Raw genomic sequence first — 21,223 nt, 5'->3', positions numbered from 1 at the left:
TATCAACTAAAAAACCATGGTTATATTTTTAATTAACAATTGCTATCGAATTAGTCTTACCCTTATTTTACTATTTGCATTAGGCTCTGTTCAAGCGCAACAATCCTTTGTTGTTATGGGAAGGGTTCTCGATGAGTCAGGCATGCCGCTAGATGGTGTAACAGTAAAAATTGCGGCAACAGCACAACATACTATTACGGATAAAACCGGTAATTTTCGTTTTTCCGTAGCGAAAGCGACTAGTTATAAGGTCGAATTAAGTAATATAGGATTTGTTACACAACATAGAACCCTTGTTGCGCAAAGTACAGGCAAATCCGTAATACAGGATATTACATTAAAAGCAGACGCGCGAGAAATGGAAACTGTATCCGTTGATGGGCGTTCGGAGGTCCGCCAATTAAAAGAACAAGGTTTTGCTGTAAATGCCATTGACACGCGAAAATTAGCCAATTCTACTGCTGATCTCAACCAAATTCTAAATCGCTCCACGGGAGTCAAGGTACGTGAGCAAGGAGGGATGGGATCGGACTTTGAGTTTTCTGTGAACGGTCTTTCGGGGAGTGCTGTGAAGTTTTTTCTAGATGGTGTTCCCATGGATGTGATGGGGAGTACGATGGCTTTAAATAATATTCCTGTGAACCTAGCTGATCGTATTGAAGTGTATAAAGGCGTTGCACCAATAGAATTGGGATCTGATGCATTGGGAGGTGCGGTGAACATTGTTTCTAAAAATTCGCTATCGAATTACCTCGACGTTAGTCATAGTTATGGGTCGTTCCAAACGAATCAATCCTCATTAAATGCACAGTATGTACATCAACCAACTGGACTTGTTGTCAAAGCGAGTGGCTTTTTCAATTACTCGAAGAATAATTACATGATGCATGATGTGGAGGCAGTTGAAAATATGGTGTATGTTTCGCGTGATTTGCGTCGTTTTCATGATCGCTATCGTTCGGGAATGGGAAGATTGGAAGTTGGTCTTACAAACAAGTCTTGGGCCGATGCGCTGTTTATTGGTTTTGCCTATACGGAATTTGATAAACAGATACAGACGGGCGTAAAACAGAGTATTGTTTACGGCGATGTCACTCGGGATGGGAGTGCGAAGACAGTTAGCTTGCGGTACAATAAAACGGGATTACTGGACAACAGACTGGATGTAAGTTTATTTGCAAATTATTCGAAAGACCATACCGTAGTGACGGATACTTTGTTTCGTAAATATAATTGGTTTGGCACTTACAACGCTTCAGCGTCGGCGGAAACAGGCCGTTTTGGATTGATGACAATCAATCGACCACGCTACTTTGCGCGTGCAAATGCCAGCTTTAAAATCAATGATAAACATAAAATTGGGGCTAATTATACGTTTGATCAGATTGAAAATCAATCGTATAATGCATATGATACAGATTTTGATGATATGCCCGGTAAGATTGGAAAACATATTGTGGGTATTAGTTACCAGCAAGAGTCTTTCGGTCGTTGGACCAATACTTTTATGGCCAAATACTACGGTTTGCAAACAACCAAAACACAGTATAATTATGATATCGCGGGCTTAGAAATTGTGCGTGGTTCCAAGCCTTATTTTGGTTATGGGATAGCTTCTGTTTATAAAGTTACGCATGATTTTGGTATCAAAGGCTCTTACGAAAATACCTACCGCTTGCAGGATGTCAACGAAATGTTTGGCGATGGAATACAGATTGCTAACAATCTGGAACTTAAACCGGAGTCTAGTCGAAATGTAAATTTAGGTCTTTATTATGGTATACGATCGGGGAAACATGATTGGTTTGTGGAAGGATTGGGAACGTATAGGTATGTGGAAGACTTTATTGCTCCTCAGCAATTTCAAGAGCAAATAAAGTACGAAAATTTAGCCAATGTATTTATTCGTGGATTAGAGGGCGAAATGCGTTATGGCTATTCGGATTGGCTTTCAGTCATGGTAAATATGACTTATCAACAGGCACTAGACGATTCGAAGTTTGTGGATAATGATCCTTCTTTAGGGGAATCAAATACTTACGGAGGTGAAGTTCCGAATCGGCCTTGGCTTTTTGGTAATTTTGATTTAGGCTTGAGTAAAAACAATTTTTTAAAGGCAGGAAATCGGCTACAGTTTAGTTGGATGACACAGTTTACAGAATGGTATTACCTTTCTTGGGAAAAATATGCGACGCCGAACTCTATAGAAAAAATACCATCGCAGCTTAGCCACAGTGCAATAGTATCATACGCTATGCAGGATGGAAAATACAATGTTTCGTTCGAATGTCGGAATTTGACGGATGAACTACTCTTTGACAATTTCCGCTTGCAAAAAGCAGGTCGGGCGTTTTATGTTAAACTACGTTACTCAATATTTAAAAAATAACTTGCCGTTAAAATGAAAAAATATGCGAAATTTTTAAGCCTTATGATAGCGATAGGCTTAAGTCTTACCGCTTGTAGAAAAGATGGAAAAGATGCTTGGCCGGTGTCGGAAGATGCTCCATTTGGTTTATGGATCCAAGTAGGGAGTTGGCCAAATTCGAACTATTATGTACTGAAGGTCGATGATCTGTCGCAGGGTGAAACAAAACTGCAGAAGAACGGAATCGATGTCACCCAGAAATTGAATAATGCTGTTATTTCCAAAGGAGAGTTCTATTATTATTACAATTCTTCAGAAGGGCGTTTAGGAAAGTATAAAATGGAAAATGGAGCTGTTAAAGCAATTAAAGAAATTCCTTTTTCGCATTTAGCGTCTTTGGCTGGACATACCTGGATAGACGATTACACTTTGGTTATGATAGGGAATAATGCTTCGGGTAATGGCATTAATACGGTTGTGGTGAATACAGCGGATCTTTCCGTAACGACAGGAACGATAAGTAATCTTCCTGAGCGGCCGGATAACTATAACAAGTATCTCGTGGGGGGGGATCTTCAGTACAAAGATGGCAAATTGTTTTTCTCCGTTAATATGCAAAATACCAGTATCTATCAGATTTACCCTCGTCTTTATACTTTGGCGGTTAGTTATCCTGGGTTTGCGGTTACAGCAGTTTCGACTGATGAACGTTCTGTGGGCGTAGGCAGTACTTCGGGATATTATGCGACATCGTTTGTAGATGCGAATGGTGATATGTACTTTTTAACCAGTTGGAATCTCGTATGGAATACAGATGGAACTCGCGCTCCAAAAGGGATTTATCGTATAAAAAAAGGTGAAGATACCTTGGACGAGGACTATTATATTAATGTATTGACAGAGACTGGTAAGGAAGCTGCTGCAGGGTTGTTCATGAATCTCGGTAATGGAAAGGCCATTTTAAAAGTGCAGGAAATTGAAGGGTATGCCAATACTAAATACAGTTACACGGTGATTGATTTAGCTGCAGGAAAAGAAGTGCGTAAATTGACAGAAGTTCCGATCAGTGGATCGGGAGAGCGCACAGTATATGTGGAAAATGGAAAAGCCTATATTGTTGCATTATCAGGTACAGGGACTGATTATGTTTGGGTGTATGATTCTATTACAGACAAGGTAAGTCAAGGGTTAAAAATCCAAGGAGGATATAATTCCTTTTCGCGTATTGATAAAATTAGATAAATAGTAGTTAATGATTGAGAAGAAGAAAAAGCACACAGATACAAAAACGAGAAGAAATCGAAAAGCATTATGGAGACGTATAAACGATTGGTTTCATCTATGGATTGGTATTGTTACCGGAATACCTGTAGTACTTATTAGTCTTACGGGCTGTCTATTAGTGTTCGAGCAGGAGATATCAGAGCTTTCCAGGCCATGGTGGAGCGTTGAGAATTTAGGGGAAGAGCGCCTTCTTCCCCCTTCTGTTATCCGAAAACGCGTGGAGCATCAGTTGCCAGCGATGCAAATTCGGAAATTTTGGTATTATGGTGATGAGGCTCCCGTTAAGATAAGTCCTGATAACTCCGATTCTTTGATTTATGCAAATCCCTACACTGGCGAGATACTGGCCTTGGTAGACCATGAGGATTTTTTTCATTTTGTGGATGAGGGGCACCGGAATTTATGGATCGAGGGTGAATTAGGAAGGCAGATCGTTACCTGGAGCACGTTGATTTTCGCTTTATTATTGCTGACAGGTTTAGTGCTTTGGTGGCCGAAGAAGTGGAATAAAAGACAGGTGAAACAAGCCTTTACGGTTAATTGGAAAGGAAAATGGAAACGCATTAATTACGACTTGCATAACGTTTTGGGTTTCTATGCACTTCTTTTGGGATTATTGATGGCTTTTACAGGCCTTATTATGGGATTTCTTATTGTCCGAGATGGTGTGTTCACTTTACTGGGAGGAAAACATAAAATGGACAAAGAACTGCGTGCTGCGCAAACATGGAGTAAGGATATGCCGTCAGATATGGATGGTAAGATTGATGCCATCTGGCATGTCGTGACGCGTGAAATCGGGGAAAATGACCCTTTGCAAATAAGTATTCATTATCCTCAAGAAAAAGATAAAACTATTTATGCTTGTACGGATATGACCAATGGAACATGGCGAAGCTTATTCTTTGATCGCGATAATCTTTCCCTAGTTTCTTCCTCCAACAAGCGCATTGCTGATGAAGACCCTGCAGAATGGATGATGCGCTCCAATTTTGGATTACATACAGGATTTATTGGCGGACTAACGACAAAATGGCTATATTTCTTTGCGAGCTTAATTTGTGCATCGTTGCCGATTACAGGTTTTTATGTCTGGTGGGGGAAACGTAAGAAATCCAAAAAAGGATAAAAAGAAACATACGTATTATAAGAGCAAAAAAGCAACATTTTTCGGTGCTGCTTTTTTGCTCTTATTTCGTTTTAGCGTAATTGAATTTGTGTACATAGCCAAGTAGAAAGTATTGTCTTAATGTAAGTTGATTCGAAAAATATGTGTTATTTCCGTTAGCCCCCCAATAATTTGCAGTGTTTTGGTTGAGGATGTCAAAACCAGAGACCTTAAGTTGACCTCTATTTTTGAGTTGATAGTAAAGAGATGCGTTGAGAATATTAAAATTTTGGCGTTGATTGAGCCCACTCGCTCGATTTTCAAGAGCGTAACTTGATTCCAAAGAGAATCCCCTGACCGGTTGAATATTAATCCCCATCGTCAACTTATGAGTTTTATAAGACGTTTCCATGAAATCAAGATTATTTTTCACGGAGTTCAATGTTTTGGTAAAATTGAACGTATAAGAGGGGGTTATTCCAATGAGGTTGTTCCACATCAATGAAAGATCTTGTTTAATATAGCTTGTGATGGTACTGGTTTTGTTCTCGATATCATTAATTGTACTGTAATTCTCGTAGATGTATAAGTTGGATTGGTTAGAAAGATAGACATTCCATTTTTTATGCTGGAAAACTTGATAACGGATATGTAAACTCGAATTTGCATTCGAAAGACCTGCCGATTGATAAGCCTGAAAGGTGTATTGCCCGGTTTGCGCGTTACGCCAGATTCGCGAACCAACACCTCTGTCGTAAAGCGTAATTCCCGAATAAAGACCGAATTGATATTTCTGTTTGTAAATATTAAAAGATAGTCGATAATCTTGACGCAAGATATTATCAAAATTAACAGAGCGTAGCGAGGTCTGTAGGGGATTTAGTGTGTTATCGTTCACTTGAATTGAACTGGTTCGGGGCGATTCCATATCTCTGGCCCAAGTAAAATTGAGCGATTTAAAACGTATATTGATGTTCGGTAGCCAGTATCCTCGACGATTACGTATAGCGGATAGTTGTTCGAAGAAATCAAAATAGTTGTTTTTTATCTGGTAGGCGGTACCTATATTAATATTTAGTTTTTCAATAGGTTTCCAGTAAAAACGTATGCCGCTGATATAATCTTGGTAGCTATACCGGTAGTTATTCTCCAGTTCAGGTAAATGGATCAGACCTGTTTGCGTACTATCGGCATAAAGACTTTCTTTTGGCGTCTGTGATACATCACGGAAAGAAATAAAATAGTCAAAATTGAGTTTTTTGATTACTTTATTTGCGTAGCTGGCGGATGCATAAAAATTATTTTCTCGTTGACTGCGGGTTGTATGGGATAGTATATAGGTTTCTGGATTGTTGTTTTGAAAAAGTATACTGTGTTGTATCGCTTCTGTATTCTGTTTATTTTGATTCGTTCGGATTTCATTGCGAACGGAAAATACGTGGTTTGATGAAAGCTGTTTTTCTATAAAGAAGTTATGAGAATAGGAAAAATTCCGTCGGGAATTCTCGTTTTCGTTTCTACTGTAAGTTAATTTTTGTTGTTGGGTAAAGGTATTTGAAATGCTACTATCTTGACCACTTCCTGTCGAAAGGCTTAGGCTAGGTGTAAACTCGAAATAGGCTGTTGTATCAAATCGATGGCGAAAGAGTGATCGTATGTTATGTTGGACTGACTTTCCTTCACTGTCATAGTTCCCGTTGGAAAATTGTGTCAGACCATCAAAAATTGCAGTGCCATCATTTTGGCTTTCACTATTGGTTTTTTTTGAGGCAAGCATATACATGATACTCAATTTTGTTTTCTTTCCCCAATCATTGCTTAGGTTAAAGCCCCCAGCAATATCATTTCCAATACCCCAGTAATTTCGACCACCAAAATTATCAAAGCCATAGTTTTCCGCGCGGTTTAAGCCTCCGTGTTCATATAATTCACTGTAATCAAAGCTTTGTCGATTGATGTTATTGCCAAATCCTATAAAACTAATTTGTAAGGTATCTCGAAACGTATTAAAAAGACCTCCCGCCTCATAGCGGTTGCGTGTTCCAGCACTAGCATACAATTTTCCGAAATCTGTACTCAGAAAATCCTTTTTAAATTTAAGATTTATGGTGACAGGTAGTTCTTCTTCATCTTCGACAATTTGCTTTGATTCTCCCTTATCCCGATATACCTGCACGGTTTTCACCAGCGAAGCATCTAAATTACGTGTAGCAATTTTGAGATCAGAAGCAAAGAAATCCTTTCCATTTACTTTGACGGAAGAGACTTCTTTCCCTTGATAATAAATAGTGCCATCCATATTGACCTGTAGTCCTGGAAGTTTCTTTAACAGTTCCTCTATGTTGGCATTCGGCAGCGTTTTAAAATAGTCGGCATTATATTCTAATGTATCATTATTCATTCGTATGGGAGCGACAGCAGTCACTGTTACTTCTTCCAAAAGCTGCGCACCCAACGAAAGATTTCCGAAATCTTTTATTTCTTTTTCTTTTAAGTTGAACGAGGTAGCAAAGGGGGCACCGTCTATATGTGTTATGTAAAGTAATAAGTCTGTGTTTGCAGGTAGCTTAATAAAGTTGAATTTGCCTACTTTGTCCGTCAGCGTATAGGAAATTACACTGGAATCCTGTTTTTGTAAAACCGACACCGTTGCCTTTTCCAAAAAAGATCCATTTTCATTCCTGACAACCCCTTTAATTGTGCCATGACTTTGTGCAAAAACAGTGGTAAAGATACAGCATAGGAACAAACCCAGCGTTAGTAGTTTTTTTCTGTTCATATTCAGGTTTAATTGAATAAAACAAATATAGGTTTGTTGTTATACTTTTGGTTGTTAAAGATTGTTAATTCACTTTTAGAAGAAAGTTTTGGTACAAAATGAACATAGGTAATGATTGTATTGGATGCTTCAACTCATGCTGCAATACTTAACTTAATAATTTCATAATAATGTGTAAACATATAGGCTAATCGTTTTTAGATAATTTTGTCGAAGTTCTCCAAATCAAACAGATGTTAGAAGTTCAGAAAAAAGACGATCAAAATGAAAAACTAGACATACAGCAGATGACGGAAGGTGATGTGGCTGCTTTTAATAGACTGTATGAACGCTATCATAAATCGGTTCATGTGAATATTTTGAAGCTGGTAAAATCTCCAGAATTGGCTACGGAACTTTTACAAGATGTCTTTTTAGCGTTATGGCAAAATAGGTTCAAATTCGAAAACAAAGAATCTGTAGGAGGATGGTTGTTTGTTGTCAGCTACAATAAATCGTTAAATATACTGCGATCGAAGATTCGTGAAGCTGTGGAATATGTTGCAGATTATCCTGCTGAAGTTATAGCAGATACTTCAGATAGGGAAGAGGAGGAGCGATATGCGAAGCAGATGGCTTTGTTAGATGAGGCCGTGGATATATTACCAGCCCGTAAAAGAGAAGTATTCAAGCTTTGTCGGTACGAAGGACATTCCAAAGAAGATGTTGCAGAGATGCTTGGTATCAGTCCCCAATCTGTTACCGATTACCTTAAGCAATCCAACAAGACAATCAAAGAATATGTATTGCAACATTACCCTGGTTATATGCTGTTGTTTTTCTTTATCCTCAATAGTTAAAGTTTTCTTTGTGTTTTATTAATAATTAGTTAATACAAAAAAGCATCCCCTTCGCCCATCCCCTGTGTATTTACAGTTGATGATGGAACAAATTGGAAAGCGTATTGCAGATTTTTGGAAAGGTCTTTTAACAAAAGACCAACAGCATGACTTATTGCAAGAGCTAAAGGAAGAAGAGGGATCACTCAAAAAAAAACTTGAGCAAGAGTTCCCTCAGGTTGATCGTACAGATAACAACTTGTTGTCGGATAGTGAATACCAATCAATATTAAAGGAATTGCATAAAAAAATGGGGGTTAACGAGATCAGGAAAGTCCCTCTTCGACTTCCTTCTGTATGGATGGTAGCAGCGGCAGTCGCCCTATTTCTCGGTATCGGAACAGCCTTCATTGTATTAGAACAACGATTCTCAAGTATCGATAGTAAACAACATTTTGCTCAAGTAGGACAAGATACGACCCGTTTGTTTAATGAAAAAGAAGAAGAACAACAACGGATTCTTGCGGATGGTTCAATTGTTTTTCTTTCGCCCGGAAGTGAAGTCTTGTTTACGGCCGACTATGGTAAAAAAGATCGTGTATTGCGATTAACTGGACAGGCGCGCTTCCAAGTCGCTCATGATACCACCCGACCTTTTGTTGTGTGGGCGAATAATTACACAACAACAGCCCTAGGAACAGAATTTATCATTGATACAAGAAAATCTAAAACGCTAGATATTATGCTCCTGTCGGGCAAAATTGTAGTAAAAGCCACCACATTTTCTGCTATGCCTATCGTTGATCAATACCTATTACCGGGAGATCAGTTGACTATTAACGCAGAAAGCCAATCCTTTGCGTTGTCTAAGTCGCAAGAAATGAATCACGCCCCCACTCGGATAAAGAACAAGAAGTACATGAAGATGCAAGAGAATATCCCACTACTTTTTGAAGATAGCCCTTTAGAGGAGGTCTTCAGTTATATCGCCAGTCGAAAAAATGTTACGATTGTTACCGATTCAGTTGATTTGGATGGTTTGTCTTTTACAGGAGAATTCAAAGATAGTGAAAGCCTTCTATCTATTGTTCACATCGTTTGTCAAATGAACAACTTGCAATATGTAGCGGAAAATAATCGTATTCTCATTCAAAAGAAACCGCAAGCAGAACTTATTATAGCTCCAGAGGAAAAAGAAACACAAACAACAGATTAATAGATGAGACGAAGATATGCAAGTTGAGCGTCAGTAAAAAACTTGCAACATCGCTTCATCACTAAAAAAACAATTTATAATTCAATGAAAAAGAGAAACATTGTTAGAAATGTTAGGTTAGCCATGAGCGGTCTTGCACTGTTTGTCGCGGCCAATGCCTGGGCACAGTCTAACGGACAGCTTCGTGGTACCATTATGGACAATACAGGCACCTTTATTCCTGGGGCAACGGTTCAGCTATTGGATGCCAATGGCAAATCCGTAGCACAAGTCTCTACAGATGCGAAAGGTATGTTCGTATTACAAGGGATAAATGGAGCTGGTCAATACCGTATTAAAGTGAGCATGGTCGGATATGAAGCTTACGAAACAGCCACAAAGGAAGTAAAAGAAGGCGAAAGTAATTCGATGTTAATTCGTTTGAAGGAACAATCATCTGAACTTGATGAAGTGGTCGTAGTCGGTTATGGACAGCAACGTCGCGGTGACCTAACAACGGCCGTAAGTTCACTTGCCAATGTATCCGAACAAGTCGATCGTCCTTTGACGAATATTGCGGATATGATGCAAGGAAATGTTGCAGGTATGACCGTGATGTCTGCAGGTGGAGATCCAACCTCTAATCCGAAAGTCATGATCCGTGGTATGGGCTCCGTGAATAACGAGGAGCCTCTATATGTCGTGGATGGCATGCCCTATTATGGTGGGGTTATCAATCCAAATGACATTGAAACAGTAGATATTTTGAAAGATGCAGCAGCAGCGGCTATTTATGGTGCGCAGGCATCTTCTGGCGTTATCGTTATCACCACAAAAAGTGGAAAATCTGGTGCGCCTAAATTAAATGTGGATCTGTACCGAGGTTGGCAAAATGCAACGAACCTCCCTTCAGCATTAAATGCAGAGCAGTACTCGCAGGCCTATAACACGGCAAATACTAACGATGGCATCGCTTTGGAGGCAGGGCATGATGCAGAACAAAATCCTTGGGGTCAGGTAACACGAACGAATTGGATGGATGAAATTTTCCAGACGGGAGATATCTTAAACGCAAATGTACAATTGTCGGGAGGTAGTGAAAAATCAAGATACAGCTCTTCTTTCGGTTACCACGATAAAGAAGGGTTACTCTTGAATACTGGTTACAAACGTTTTTCATACCGTCTGAAATCAGAATTTGATTTTTTTGATCGCGTGACGGTTGGACAGAATTTCTATGTAAACCATACCAGTATGCAGGGGACAAATACATCCAGTAGCTACAGTGGGGCGATCATCAATGCAATTTATATGAATCCCGCGGCACCGGTGTATGACGAAAGCGGCAATTTTCACGGTACAGTGCCAACCGAATTATCTGGTTTTTCAGGTATTTATGGTGATACCTATAATCCCGTTGCTCTTTTGCTTCGCCCTACAGTAACGAACCCAACGCTGAATCTCAATGGAAATGCTTTTGCAAAAGTTACGATCTTCGATGGATTAACGTTCAAGTCTAATTTTGCGTTGAATCTTAAACGGTATTCCTACAAACAGTTCGATCCAAAAATTCCAGAGATTGGCCGAGCGACCTTACAAAATTACCTTACACAAGAAGAATCTCGTGAAGATCGGTGGATTTGGGATCAGCAGTTGAACTATGCCAAAAGTTTCGGTGAACACAACTTTGACGCGGTTTTGGTGTATTCGGCACAAAAAACAAGATACGAACAATCGTATATTCAGGCTATGGGCTTTGAACGCGAAGATTCATGGTACCAATACATAGCAAATGCAGAATCCATCAATGGTTCCCCAACAAGCGACGTCTGGGAAGATGCTTTGACTTCTGCTATTGCGAGGGTAAACTATAATTATGCCGGTCGTTATTTCTTGGGGGCAAGTATCCGTACAGATCGCTCTTCTCGTCTGCCAGAGAATAACCGTTCAGATGTATTTCCTTCCGTGTCTGGAGCTTGGAAAATTTCATCGGAACCATTTTTTAACAGTGATATCGTAAATGACCTGAAATTAAGAGCCTCTTGGGGGCAGATCGGTAACATTCAGTCGGTTGATAAGTATGCGTATAATATACCATTAACGACCGGGATAACGACTCCATTAGGATCTGATGGTGGATTGGTTAGACATTTTGCAGTCACGAAACAATTTAATCCGGATATTATTTGGGAACGATCACAGTCTGTTGATATAGGTGTTGATTTAAGGGTTTGGAATAAACTTAATATCACGGCTGATTATTACGAAAAAACTACTTTTGGTATGCTCATGGAAAATGATGCAAATCCACATGTGGGCTTAGAAAGCGGACCTACCTCTAACGTGGGTGATGTTTTAAATAGTGGTTTTGAGGCGACTGCAAAATATCAAGATAGCTTTGGTAATTGGAAATTTGCCGTACAAGCAAATATTGGCGTTAATAAAAATAAAGTACTCAATCTGGATGGTTATTACAACGATTTTATCGCACATAGTGATCATGTTCGGGGGGTATTATTGCCTTATCATACTGCTCCAGGGCAACGACTTTATTCCTATTACCTGATTCAAAATGATGGCATCTTTAATTCGGAGGAGGAAATACAAGCACATAGTAAAGATGGTCAGTTAATTCAACCGAATGCACGTCCAGGTGATCTTCGTTTTGTAGATACGAATGGTGACGGGACCATAGACGATAACGACAAAACCTATATGGGAAGTGCTGTGCCTAAATTTACCTATGGTTTTTCATTCAATCTTGATTATAAAAAGTTTGACTTGAGTGTGTTGACCTATGGTGTATCTGGTTCTAAAATCTTTAATGGCTATAAATATACGGGTTACAACGCTGGATTGCAGGGGTATAATTTGGATAGTAGAGTGTTAAATGCTTGGACGCCACAGAACACCAATACTGATATTCCAATCCTGTCGCGTCAGGATCCAAATAGTAATTTTGGAACTGCATCGGATTGGTACCTTGAAAGTGGTGATTATTTCCGCATCAAGAATATTACGGTAGGGTATAATATGCCTAGTTTCTTTGGAAAATTACAATCTCGCTTATATTTCTCCGCTGAAAATCCATTTACGTTTACTTCTTATTCAGGGATAGATCCCGAAGTTGGTACAATAGGACTTGACGTGGCCAATTATCCATTGGCTAAAACCTACACAGTTGGATTAAATGTTAACTTTTAATATCAAAATAGTAATGAACTTTAGATCTCATAAATATATATATATAGCACTTCTTGGATTAGGACTTGGTCTGCAATCCTGTAGTAAAAGCTTTACCGATTTAACTCCAGAAGGAACTGTTACGGATGCAAATTACTGGCAAACCGAGTCGGATGCTACTTATGCCGCAAACGGACTGTATGAACATTTTAATGATGATAGCATGTTTGGGCGTGGCTTGTTTTGGTATATCAATGCTTCGGATGATATGGTTACAGGGCGTACCGATGCGGGATCGGCCGCGGTACGGAATTTTACAGCCACAGGTTCGGAAAGTCGTGTAAATAGCATGTATAAAAAATTTTATCAGATTATCCAACGTGCGAATACGATTATAAGTAAAGTGCCGAGTATGGAGATCTCGGAATCGGTAAAACAGCAGGTTTTGGGTGAGGCTTATTTTATGCGTGGCTATGCTTACTTCTATTTGTCACAATATTACGGAGACCAAAGAGCTGGTGTTCCTATTGTTACCGAAGAAAATATGTTGGAAACTACTTTCGAAAGACCGGCACATGTCAGCGAAAATTTTGAACAGATTGTTTCTGATTTATTGAAAGCAGCTGAAATGTTGCCTTTATTGACTAGCTATGGTTCTGCTGATTTAGGTCGTGCAAATAAGGATGCGGCTTATGCTTATCTCGCAAAAACCAATTTACAATGGGCACGTTATGACGTGAGTAAATGGGCCGACGTGGCTACTTACTGTGATATGGTGTCCAATTCAGGGTCTGGTCGTAAATTGATTGATACGGATGATCCTGAGGAAGATTTTGCTAGTGTTTTCTATATCGAAAACAACTACTCGTCAGAATATATTTTCTCTGTAGTATCCAATAAGGTACAAGGTTGTATTCTTCCTGCGGTGCTTTTTGAAAATACGGGTTACGGGCTTTACAATGGCTGGGGCTATTTCCATCCGACATTAGAACTGTATAATTCTTTTGAAGATGGAGATTACCGTAAGAAAGCGACTATTTTAGAATTCGACGATACATTTACACTTTTTGGATCCGATCGTCAGTATTATTCTTCGAATTCGCAAACGGGTTTTCAATTTAAGAAATATATGCAACCCTTCCGTACGCCAGCAACAGATCACTTGAATCCGAATGGCGATTATCCGACATCAGACTTAAATGTTCCATTGGTACGTTATGCGGATATTTTGTTGATGAAAGCAGAGGCCCAAATTATGCAGGGGCAAAGTGGAGATGTAGAAATCAATCTGGTACGGAATAGGGCTGGTTTAGCAAGTATTCAAGGAGCAACGATGACGGACTTGAAGCGTGAGCGTCGTTCTGAGTTTGCCGCTGAATATACCGATAGACATTCCGATCTGGTACGTTGGGGAGATGCACAAGCAGCCTACGCGAAACCAGCTACGGGAAGACAGCATACGATAAAAACAGACCCTACCTCTTCATACACCGTAGTACAGGTTTGGGCTGCTCGTAATTTTGATCCGACAATTCATCATGTTTGGCCTATTCCACCAGCAGACGTAAGTAATGCTGGAATTGCACAAAATGAAGGTTGGTAAACAAGAAAAATTAAATTATAACTAATTTTTGAGCTGTTCCTGTAAAATTATCTTTTCAGGAACGGCTCTTTTTTATGTAGAAAAACGATGAAAGAAATTTTATACACACTTACCTTTTTCGCCACTTGTTGTGGAAGCTTAGCTTTGCAGGCTCAGGAGATTGTGGATATGCGCCATCACTTTGAGCAACTCATGTTTTCGGGAAAGAAAATACAGCAGCATAGTATGCGTGGGCATAGTCATAATGATTATGAACAGGAAGTTCCTTTTTTTACAGCCTATTCTGCTGGTATGGAATCTATCGAGATTGATTTATTTTTGCACAATGATAGCCTATATGCCGCACATGAGAAAAGTAATATTCGTTCGGGTCGTACCTTAGAAGAATTGTATCTGAAACCATTGGCAATGAAATTCCGATCGAACGAGGGGCGGCCATTTGCAGATTCTCTAAAGACTTTACAATTATTACTCGATCTAAAAGAAGACTATCGCAGGCTTATGCCACCTCTTTTATCGCTTTTAGAACGGTATAGATTTATGTTAGATCCGCTCCAAACGCCTCATCCCGTGCGTATTGTTATCAGTGGAAATATGCCAGAACCCAGCGAGTTTAGTAAATTTCCTTCTTGGGTTTATTTTGATGGTCGCCCTACCATAGACTACACGCACGAGCAGATTAAACATGTAGGGATGATTAGCGAGGATCTGCATACCTACACCGATTGGAATGGGAAAGGTGTTCCGCCTCGACGAGATATGCAAAAGATTATGCAAGATAGTAAGCGGGCGAAGGACCTCGGTATTTCATTCAGACTTTGGGGAACTCCTGAGAGTGTAAATACATGGATCGTTTTGGAAAAGATGGGGGTATCGTGGTTGAATACAGATAAGCCTGTCGAATTAAAGCTGTATTTGGATGATTTGGTTTCAGCACGTTTCCAATTATCAAAAGAATATCCCGTATACCACCCAACTTATTTATCCGATGGTGAGAACGATGAAGTGCGTAACGTGATTTTGTTAATTGGCGACGGTATGGGATTAGGGCATATTCAAGCGGCTCTGGCGGTAAATAAAGGAAAGTCAAATATGGGAATGATGCGTCACATAGGGTTTTCTTTTACTTCTTCTTACAGCCCAGGAAATACTGATTCTGGTGCCGGAGGAACAGCAATAGCTACAGGTGTGAAAACATTTAATGGAATGCTGAGCGTAGACACAGTAGGTAATCCATTGGCAGCTATTCCATCAAAAATTGTGTCTCTAGGCATGCATTCGGGAATTATTTCTACGGGAGATGCATCGGATGCTACCCCTGCGGCATTTTATACCTCTCATTTGGATAGGAATGCTTCCGAGGAAATAAGTGCTTCGCTTCAACATAACAAAACGATTGATATATTAGTTGGAGGTAAGCCTAGCGTGTATCAAAATGCTCAAAAATGGAAGGCATTGGAGGTGGGATTAAGAAAGAATGGTTTCACTCTGCTTCGTGAAAAGAATGATTTTCTAAAATCAACTGAAAAAAAAATAGTTGTTTACCTCCCAGATTCTACTTTGAAACCCATCAAAGATGGCCGTGGTCCAATCTTGAGTGAGCTGCTTTTGAGTACTGTAAACAAATTAAAAAATCGAGGGAAGGGTTTTTTTGTTATGGCAGAAAGTGCACAGATTGATTATGGTGGACATGCGCGAGACTTGACCTATGTAACGAGTGAAACGCTGGATTTCGATCAAGCTGTAGGAGATGCGTTACGATTTGCCGATCAAGATGGACACACCTTAGTAATTGTTGTTGCCGATCACGAAACGGGAGCGTTGACATTATTAGACGTCGATTCTAATCAGCAAACTATTCAAGGCAATTTTGCTTCCAACGATCACAGCAGTATGTTGGTTCCCGTGATGGCTTATGGTCCTGGGGCTCGGCATTTTTCGGGATTCTACCAAAACACAGTGATTTTTGATAGGATTATAAATCTTCTTGAACGTTCAAAGCGTTAGTCGTGTTTCGTATGAAATGTTAATTCATGCTTAACATTTGAAAGGCCATTTATTACAGGTATTTGCGATACATTTGTACATTGTAAACTTTCTCTTCCATTGTACAGGAGGGAAAGTTTATAATGTACAACGAAATTAAAATATGAAATGTCCATGATTGCAAAAGACAAACAAGCATATTCCATATTCCCATTAAAAAACAAATAATATACATATGAAAAAAATAGTATTGGGCTTGTTTTTTCTGATAAAAGCAACATTTAGCGTTGCGCAGACGGATCGAGTGAATGTTTTTTTGGGATCTTCAGGCGATCATGGTCAGCTTTCTCCTGCAGCATCAGGAGCGTTCCAACAACTCAGCATCGTTGCATTGACAAGCCCCGGTACGCATACTGGATATGAATATCTTGCAAAAGATATAAAAGGGTTTACACACAACCGTTTTGAAGGAGTGGGGTGTATGGGCAGTGGTGGTCTTATTTTAGTTCGACCTTTTTTAGGAGGCGATGACAATGGGCAGATTTTGCATAAAGCGACAGAAAGTGCTTCTCCCGGTTTTTATGCTGTGACTACATCCGAATCTGTTTCGGCGAGATTTGTTACGCAGAAAGATTTTGCAAAAGAGGAGTATACGTTTCCAACAGGTGAAAAAGGGTTTTTCATTGATCTGGGACATACTTTCAATAACGCTTTTGTACATAATGAATATAAAAGAGTACAAAATAGAATCGTAGGTAAATTACGTGCGAAGACGACCTGCCATGTGGGAACTTATACGGTGTACTATGCCTTTGAAATCCCAGAAGCAAAGAACTGGCGTATCGAAGGGAACAAAATTTGGGTAACACTTGCTTCTTCTTCGCAGAAGGTCTCTCTTGATATCGCTTTTTCAGCAGTGAACACCGCCTTTGCGGAGCAGAAAGTTGACGAAAATTCCTCTCGGGATTTTATGGATATAAAAAAATCTTCGGAAGATACTTGGAATAGTTTGTTGGGAAGCGTACGGGTAAAAGGGGCATCGGATAATGTAGATTTATTTTACTCCTTACTTTACCGTGTATTCCAATCCCCCTATATGATTTCGGAAGCCGACGGAAGTTTTCGTGGTACCGATGGTAGAAGCTATAAGGCGGATACGAAAAGATATCACGGTTGGGCTATTTGGGATAATTATAAAACTCAATTACCACTTTTGGAGTTATTGCAACCAAAAATTTACCAAGACATAACTTCTTCAATAGCCAATCTATATCGCTACGGTAAATTTGATTTTGCAGGTCCGCATGAGCCTGCAAATTCCGTGCGAACGGAACATGCTGCTGTGGTGTTGTTGGATGCAAAAGCAAAAGGCTATGAAATAAACATCGAACAGATTCAAGATTCCTTATGTAAGGATACCCTACGTTTTGATTTTACGAAACCAGATAAATACCTTGAAGCTTGCTATGACATGTGGGCAATGAGTAGGTTGATTCCTCAGCAGTCCGCTATTTTTGCCCGGCGATCGGCCGATTATCAGGGAACTTGGAAAAGGGAGTTTAAGGATCTTTCTAAAAATGATGTAGATCGGATGTCTGCCCGGAATATGTATCAAGGAACAATCCGACAATACCGCTGGAATGTACCTTTTGATGTTATGGGATTACGTGAGTTAGCCGGCGGTAAAAGTGCGTTTACAGCACAATTGGATGATTTTTTTGATGGTTATTATTTTAACAGAGCGAATGAACCCGATATGCAGGCATTGACACTTTTCTATGCTAGCGAAAAGCCATGGCGTTACCAGGAATGGGTTCATCGCATAGCTTTAGACACCACCATACAATACTATTTCAATGATAACAGTCGTGGGATTGGGGCTCATATTGATCGTATCTACAAAAATCAAACTCAAGCTTTTGTTCGAACGATGGACGACGACGCTGGAGCTATGTCAGCTTGGTGGGTTTTGTCGGCAATAGGCCTGCATCAACCTTTAGTTGGTGAGCCTGTTTTTTATCTCAGTGTGCCTTTCTTCGAATCGGTTGAACTAACAAATAATGGAAAACCTTTACGTATCGAAGTTGCATCTTGGGATAAAAATAAAAAATATATAAAATCCGTCGAATGGAATGGTAAAGATCTTGGTAGATTATGGATTCGGCATGACGAACTTCGTCAGGGAGGCGTACTTCGCATCGTCAGTTCAGAAACACCAACAAGTTACGGCCTGAACAACATATGGATTAGTGGAGGCGGGGTCGTACCGAAATAAATCATAAAAAGAGCAAAGTGTCTTTAAACTTTGCGCTTTTTAATGGATATATATGTGCTTTTAGCTTGCGATCGCTAATTCGTCAGCTTCGTTTGGCTCCTCCAAAATAGCCATTAACAATAAATAGTAGCCTTTTTCTAAACCTAACTTTGACGCTTTTATTTCGATATTTTCCATAATCTTGTTGTTTAAGTTTTTTTCCTTCTGTTTAAACGAACAAATTCAAAGCTTATGCCAAAATCTACAGGAAAGACCAAAACGATATTTTTATGTTTTTTTTAGGTGTTTTCGATCATTTTTTATGTTTTTTTCAACACATGTTTGAGGAAAATACCTATCGATGCGCATTAATTGCTTTGTTTTTTTAGCGTAAATTGCGTGACCTCAGGACGTACATTAAATCGTACTTTTATTGAATGGCCCAGACCGCGATTAATGTATAGCAATCGTCCATCAGGGAGCTCTTTCAAACCTTGATCGTAGTTTCTGTTTTTCACGGGAAGTATCGGAGCTGGAAGAAAAGGAGGTTTGCATTGCCCACCATGAGTATGTCCCGCTAATATCCATCCTGCATACTGATTCCAGACATCGAGATCGCATACATCAGGATTATGGCAGAGTACAATATTTGCTGCCGAAGCATCATAATACGACATCGCTTTTTCAGGATGAAAATTTGTTCCCCAGTAATCATCTATACCGATAAAATGTAAACCATCAGCGGCGATGCAGTTATTCCGAAGAACCTTCACTCCTTGACGTTCAAGCATACGGCTGATCTCATCGGCTGTATTCGATTCCCTCCAATGGTAACCATAGTCATGATTACCCAAAATGGCAAATGTACCTTTTTTACCTTTGGTAAGATGGGGAAGGAGTTGTTTTAATGCTTCGTAGGGTACCTTATTCTCCACCAGACGAATAAAGTCTCCTGTGTAAACAACAAAATCAGGGTGCTGTGCAGTTGTTATGCTTAAGGTACGAATAATGAAATTAAGGTCTACATATTCACCGATATGAATATCACTAATTTGGATTAAGCTGTTATTTTCAAGATGGTCGGGGAGAAATCGTATTGGCATAGGGATTTTTGTCCATTCTACCCAAGTGGGTTCAATTTGCCAGGCATAGAGACCTGCAGCTATACCTGAACTTACTAAGCCTATTGCTCCTTTCTTTAAGAATTGTCTGCGGTTCATGGAAGATGTAATAATTTCTACAAAGCTAACCGCTGATTCGGAATATAGCTGTTAAATTGTGTGAAAAATTCGATATGCTATTGATATGAATTTATTATCCTAATTGAAAGAATTGGAGCTTGTATTTCGGAGGAAAAGGTTTATAGGTTTGCAGACAACCTAAAATAAAAAGAGCAGGAACAATGAGGTTCCCGCTCTGCTTTAAATTGAAGGCGTTATTATTTGTTTAATTCGAACTGATCATAACATTTCCCATCTGCTGTATATGTTTTGAATTGCAGTTGATTGTTATCTATGGTAATCGTTTGATAAAGTTGTGTGTTTTCTGCAGATTTTTCCATCCAATCCTTTTGCGGATCTATCTCATACATCTTGGGACCAGAAACGGAAACGAGATACACGGGCTTTTTTTCATTTTTTTGCGGAAGTGGACTTCTTGCGTAAGTGTGATCATGCCCTTGAAGAAGTAAATCGACACCATATTTTTCAAAAAGAGGCTGGAAGAGTCCTGAAAACTGGAAGTTGTCTCGCGATTTGGAGGTCGAATAAACAGGATGATGACAGACAATGATAGTCCATTTCTGCTTGTTATCCTTCAGAATATTCTCCAACCAAATGGCTTGAGCTTTTCTGTAAGCACTATCCAGCATAATCACCTGAGTATTGAGGGCGATAATGCGTAAAGGGCCATAATCCATATAATAATTGGACTCTTCAAGCCCGGCAACACCATTTGTAGGTAGATTAAATTGCTGTTGCCAATGAGGATCCAGTGTCAGCTTCTTTTCTTCATCGCGAAAGTATTCGTGATTTCCTGGCACCATCACTTGGGGATAAGAACTGTTGATACCTGTTCCTGCATAAAACCATTCTCCCCATTCCGCATCGGTATTGTTGCGGTTGATCAAGTCTCCTGCATGGATCACAAAATCTGCTTCTGGGAAAGTTTGCAACGCTTTACGATAGACACGTGTCCAACGGGAACGCAAGTCATTCTGGGCATCACCTAAGTATATGAAAGAAACCTGATCTGTGCCATCAGCCGTTTTAAATTGAAACCATTCACTCCAAGCACCTTCTTTTCCGACGCGATAGTTGTAAACTGTTCCACTTTCTAATTCCGTTAACTCGACGGCGTGATAGGCCGACTGTCGCTTCTCATTATCGGTGAAGAACGTTGTCTTTGCTTTGAAAACGCGTAGACTGCTGTCCTGAAAATCTGGAGAATTATTCTCTATGCGAAGTTGAGCGATTTGTCCCTCAGCCTGCGCTACCGTTGTACGCCAGTTTACCGCTTGTGTATGTTGGGCATCGGTAGTCAAATTTAAGATGACGCGATCAGGCTCTTGACCCGCAGGATATGTTTGACCCTGCGCAATTCCATATGCAAACAGAAAGATAAAAATAGCAATGTACTTCATAGTC

Annotated in this window: 12 protein-coding genes; 9 read left to right on the top strand and 3 right to left on the bottom strand. The window is 39.7% G+C overall.

Annotated elements, in window-relative coordinates; all coding sequences use genetic code 11:
- The first annotated feature begins 16 nt into the window (after window positions 1-16).
- Genes ACSZOX_RS16550 through ACSZOX_RS16540 form a run of 3 tightly spaced genes read left to right on the top strand, consistent with a single transcriptional unit; the run spans window position 17 to window position 4,781 of the window.
- Window positions 17-2,389: a TonB-dependent receptor plug domain-containing protein gene (locus ACSZOX_RS16550; RefSeq protein ID WP_437921248.1), complete on the top strand. Its 2,373-nt coding sequence runs from the start codon at window positions 17-19 to the stop codon at window positions 2,387-2,389.
- Between the two features lie 12 nt (window positions 2,390-2,401).
- Window positions 2,402-3,610 (top strand): DUF4374 domain-containing protein, encoded by a 1,209-nt coding sequence (locus tag ACSZOX_RS16545; RefSeq protein WP_437921247.1) that lies wholly within the window; start codon window positions 2,402-2,404, stop codon window positions 3,608-3,610.
- Window positions 3,611-3,620: 10 nt separating this feature from the next.
- Window positions 3,621-4,781: a PepSY-associated TM helix domain-containing protein gene (locus ACSZOX_RS16540; RefSeq protein ID WP_437921246.1), complete on the top strand. Its 1,161-nt coding sequence runs from the start codon at window positions 3,621-3,623 to the stop codon at window positions 4,779-4,781.
- A gap of 61 nt (window positions 4,782-4,842) precedes the next feature.
- Here ACSZOX_RS16540 and ACSZOX_RS16535 read toward each other — a convergent pair whose 3' ends face one another.
- Complete coding sequence (locus ACSZOX_RS16535; protein WP_437921245.1) at window positions 4,843-7,539, bottom strand: carboxypeptidase regulatory-like domain-containing protein; 2,697 nt, start codon at window positions 7,537-7,539, stop codon at window positions 4,843-4,845.
- A 233-nt stretch (window positions 7,540-7,772) separates the two neighbouring features.
- On the opposite strand from ACSZOX_RS16535, the gene ACSZOX_RS16530 reads away from it, so the two are divergent.
- From ACSZOX_RS16530 to ACSZOX_RS16505, 6 genes are all read left to right on the top strand, one after another.
- Window positions 7,773-8,378 (top strand): RNA polymerase sigma factor, encoded by a 606-nt coding sequence (locus ACSZOX_RS16530; RefSeq protein ID WP_437921244.1) that lies wholly within the window; start codon window positions 7,773-7,775, stop codon window positions 8,376-8,378.
- A gap of 79 nt (window positions 8,379-8,457) precedes the next feature.
- Entirely contained in the window at window positions 8,458-9,573 is a 1,116-nt protein-coding gene (locus ACSZOX_RS16525; protein ID WP_437921243.1) for a FecR family protein, read from the top strand.
- An 84-nt stretch (window positions 9,574-9,657) separates the two neighbouring features.
- Entirely contained in the window at window positions 9,658-12,756 is a 3,099-nt protein-coding gene (locus tag ACSZOX_RS16520; RefSeq protein ID WP_437921242.1) for a SusC/RagA family TonB-linked outer membrane protein, read from the top strand.
- Window positions 12,757-12,769: 13 nt separating this feature from the next.
- Complete coding sequence (locus ACSZOX_RS16515) at window positions 12,770-14,338, top strand: RagB/SusD family nutrient uptake outer membrane protein (RefSeq protein ID WP_437921240.1); 1,569 nt, start codon at window positions 12,770-12,772, stop codon at window positions 14,336-14,338.
- Between the two features lie 87 nt (window positions 14,339-14,425).
- Complete coding sequence (locus ACSZOX_RS16510; protein ID WP_437921239.1) at window positions 14,426-16,345, top strand: alkaline phosphatase; 1,920 nt, start codon at window positions 14,426-14,428, stop codon at window positions 16,343-16,345.
- 214 nt (window positions 16,346-16,559) lie between these two features.
- A complete protein-coding gene (locus ACSZOX_RS16505; protein ID WP_437921238.1) occupies window positions 16,560-18,599 on the top strand; it encodes a glycoside hydrolase domain-containing protein in 2,040 nt (679 codons plus the stop codon).
- 347 nt (window positions 18,600-18,946) lie between these two features.
- Here ACSZOX_RS16505 and ACSZOX_RS16500 read toward each other — a convergent pair whose 3' ends face one another.
- Window positions 18,947-19,798 carry a metallophosphoesterase gene (locus tag ACSZOX_RS16500; RefSeq protein WP_437921237.1) on the bottom strand — a complete coding sequence of 284 codons (852 nt, stop codon included), beginning with the start codon at window positions 19,796-19,798 and terminating at the stop codon, window positions 18,947-18,949.
- Between the two features lie 218 nt (window positions 19,799-20,016).
- On the bottom strand, window positions 20,017-21,219 hold the full coding sequence (locus tag ACSZOX_RS16495; RefSeq protein WP_437921236.1) for a metallophosphoesterase: 1,203 nt from the start codon (window positions 21,217-21,219) through the stop codon (window positions 20,017-20,019).
- Window positions 21,220-21,223: the final 4 nt, after the last annotated feature.

Source organism: Sphingobacterium sp. LRF_L2, from assembly GCF_965644235.1.
In the GTDB taxonomy this organism is placed as follows: domain Bacteria; phylum Bacteroidota; class Bacteroidia; order Sphingobacteriales; family Sphingobacteriaceae; genus Sphingobacterium.
Note: the sequence above shows the minus strand (reverse complement) of the source record. Positions and strands in the feature narration are given on the sequence as shown.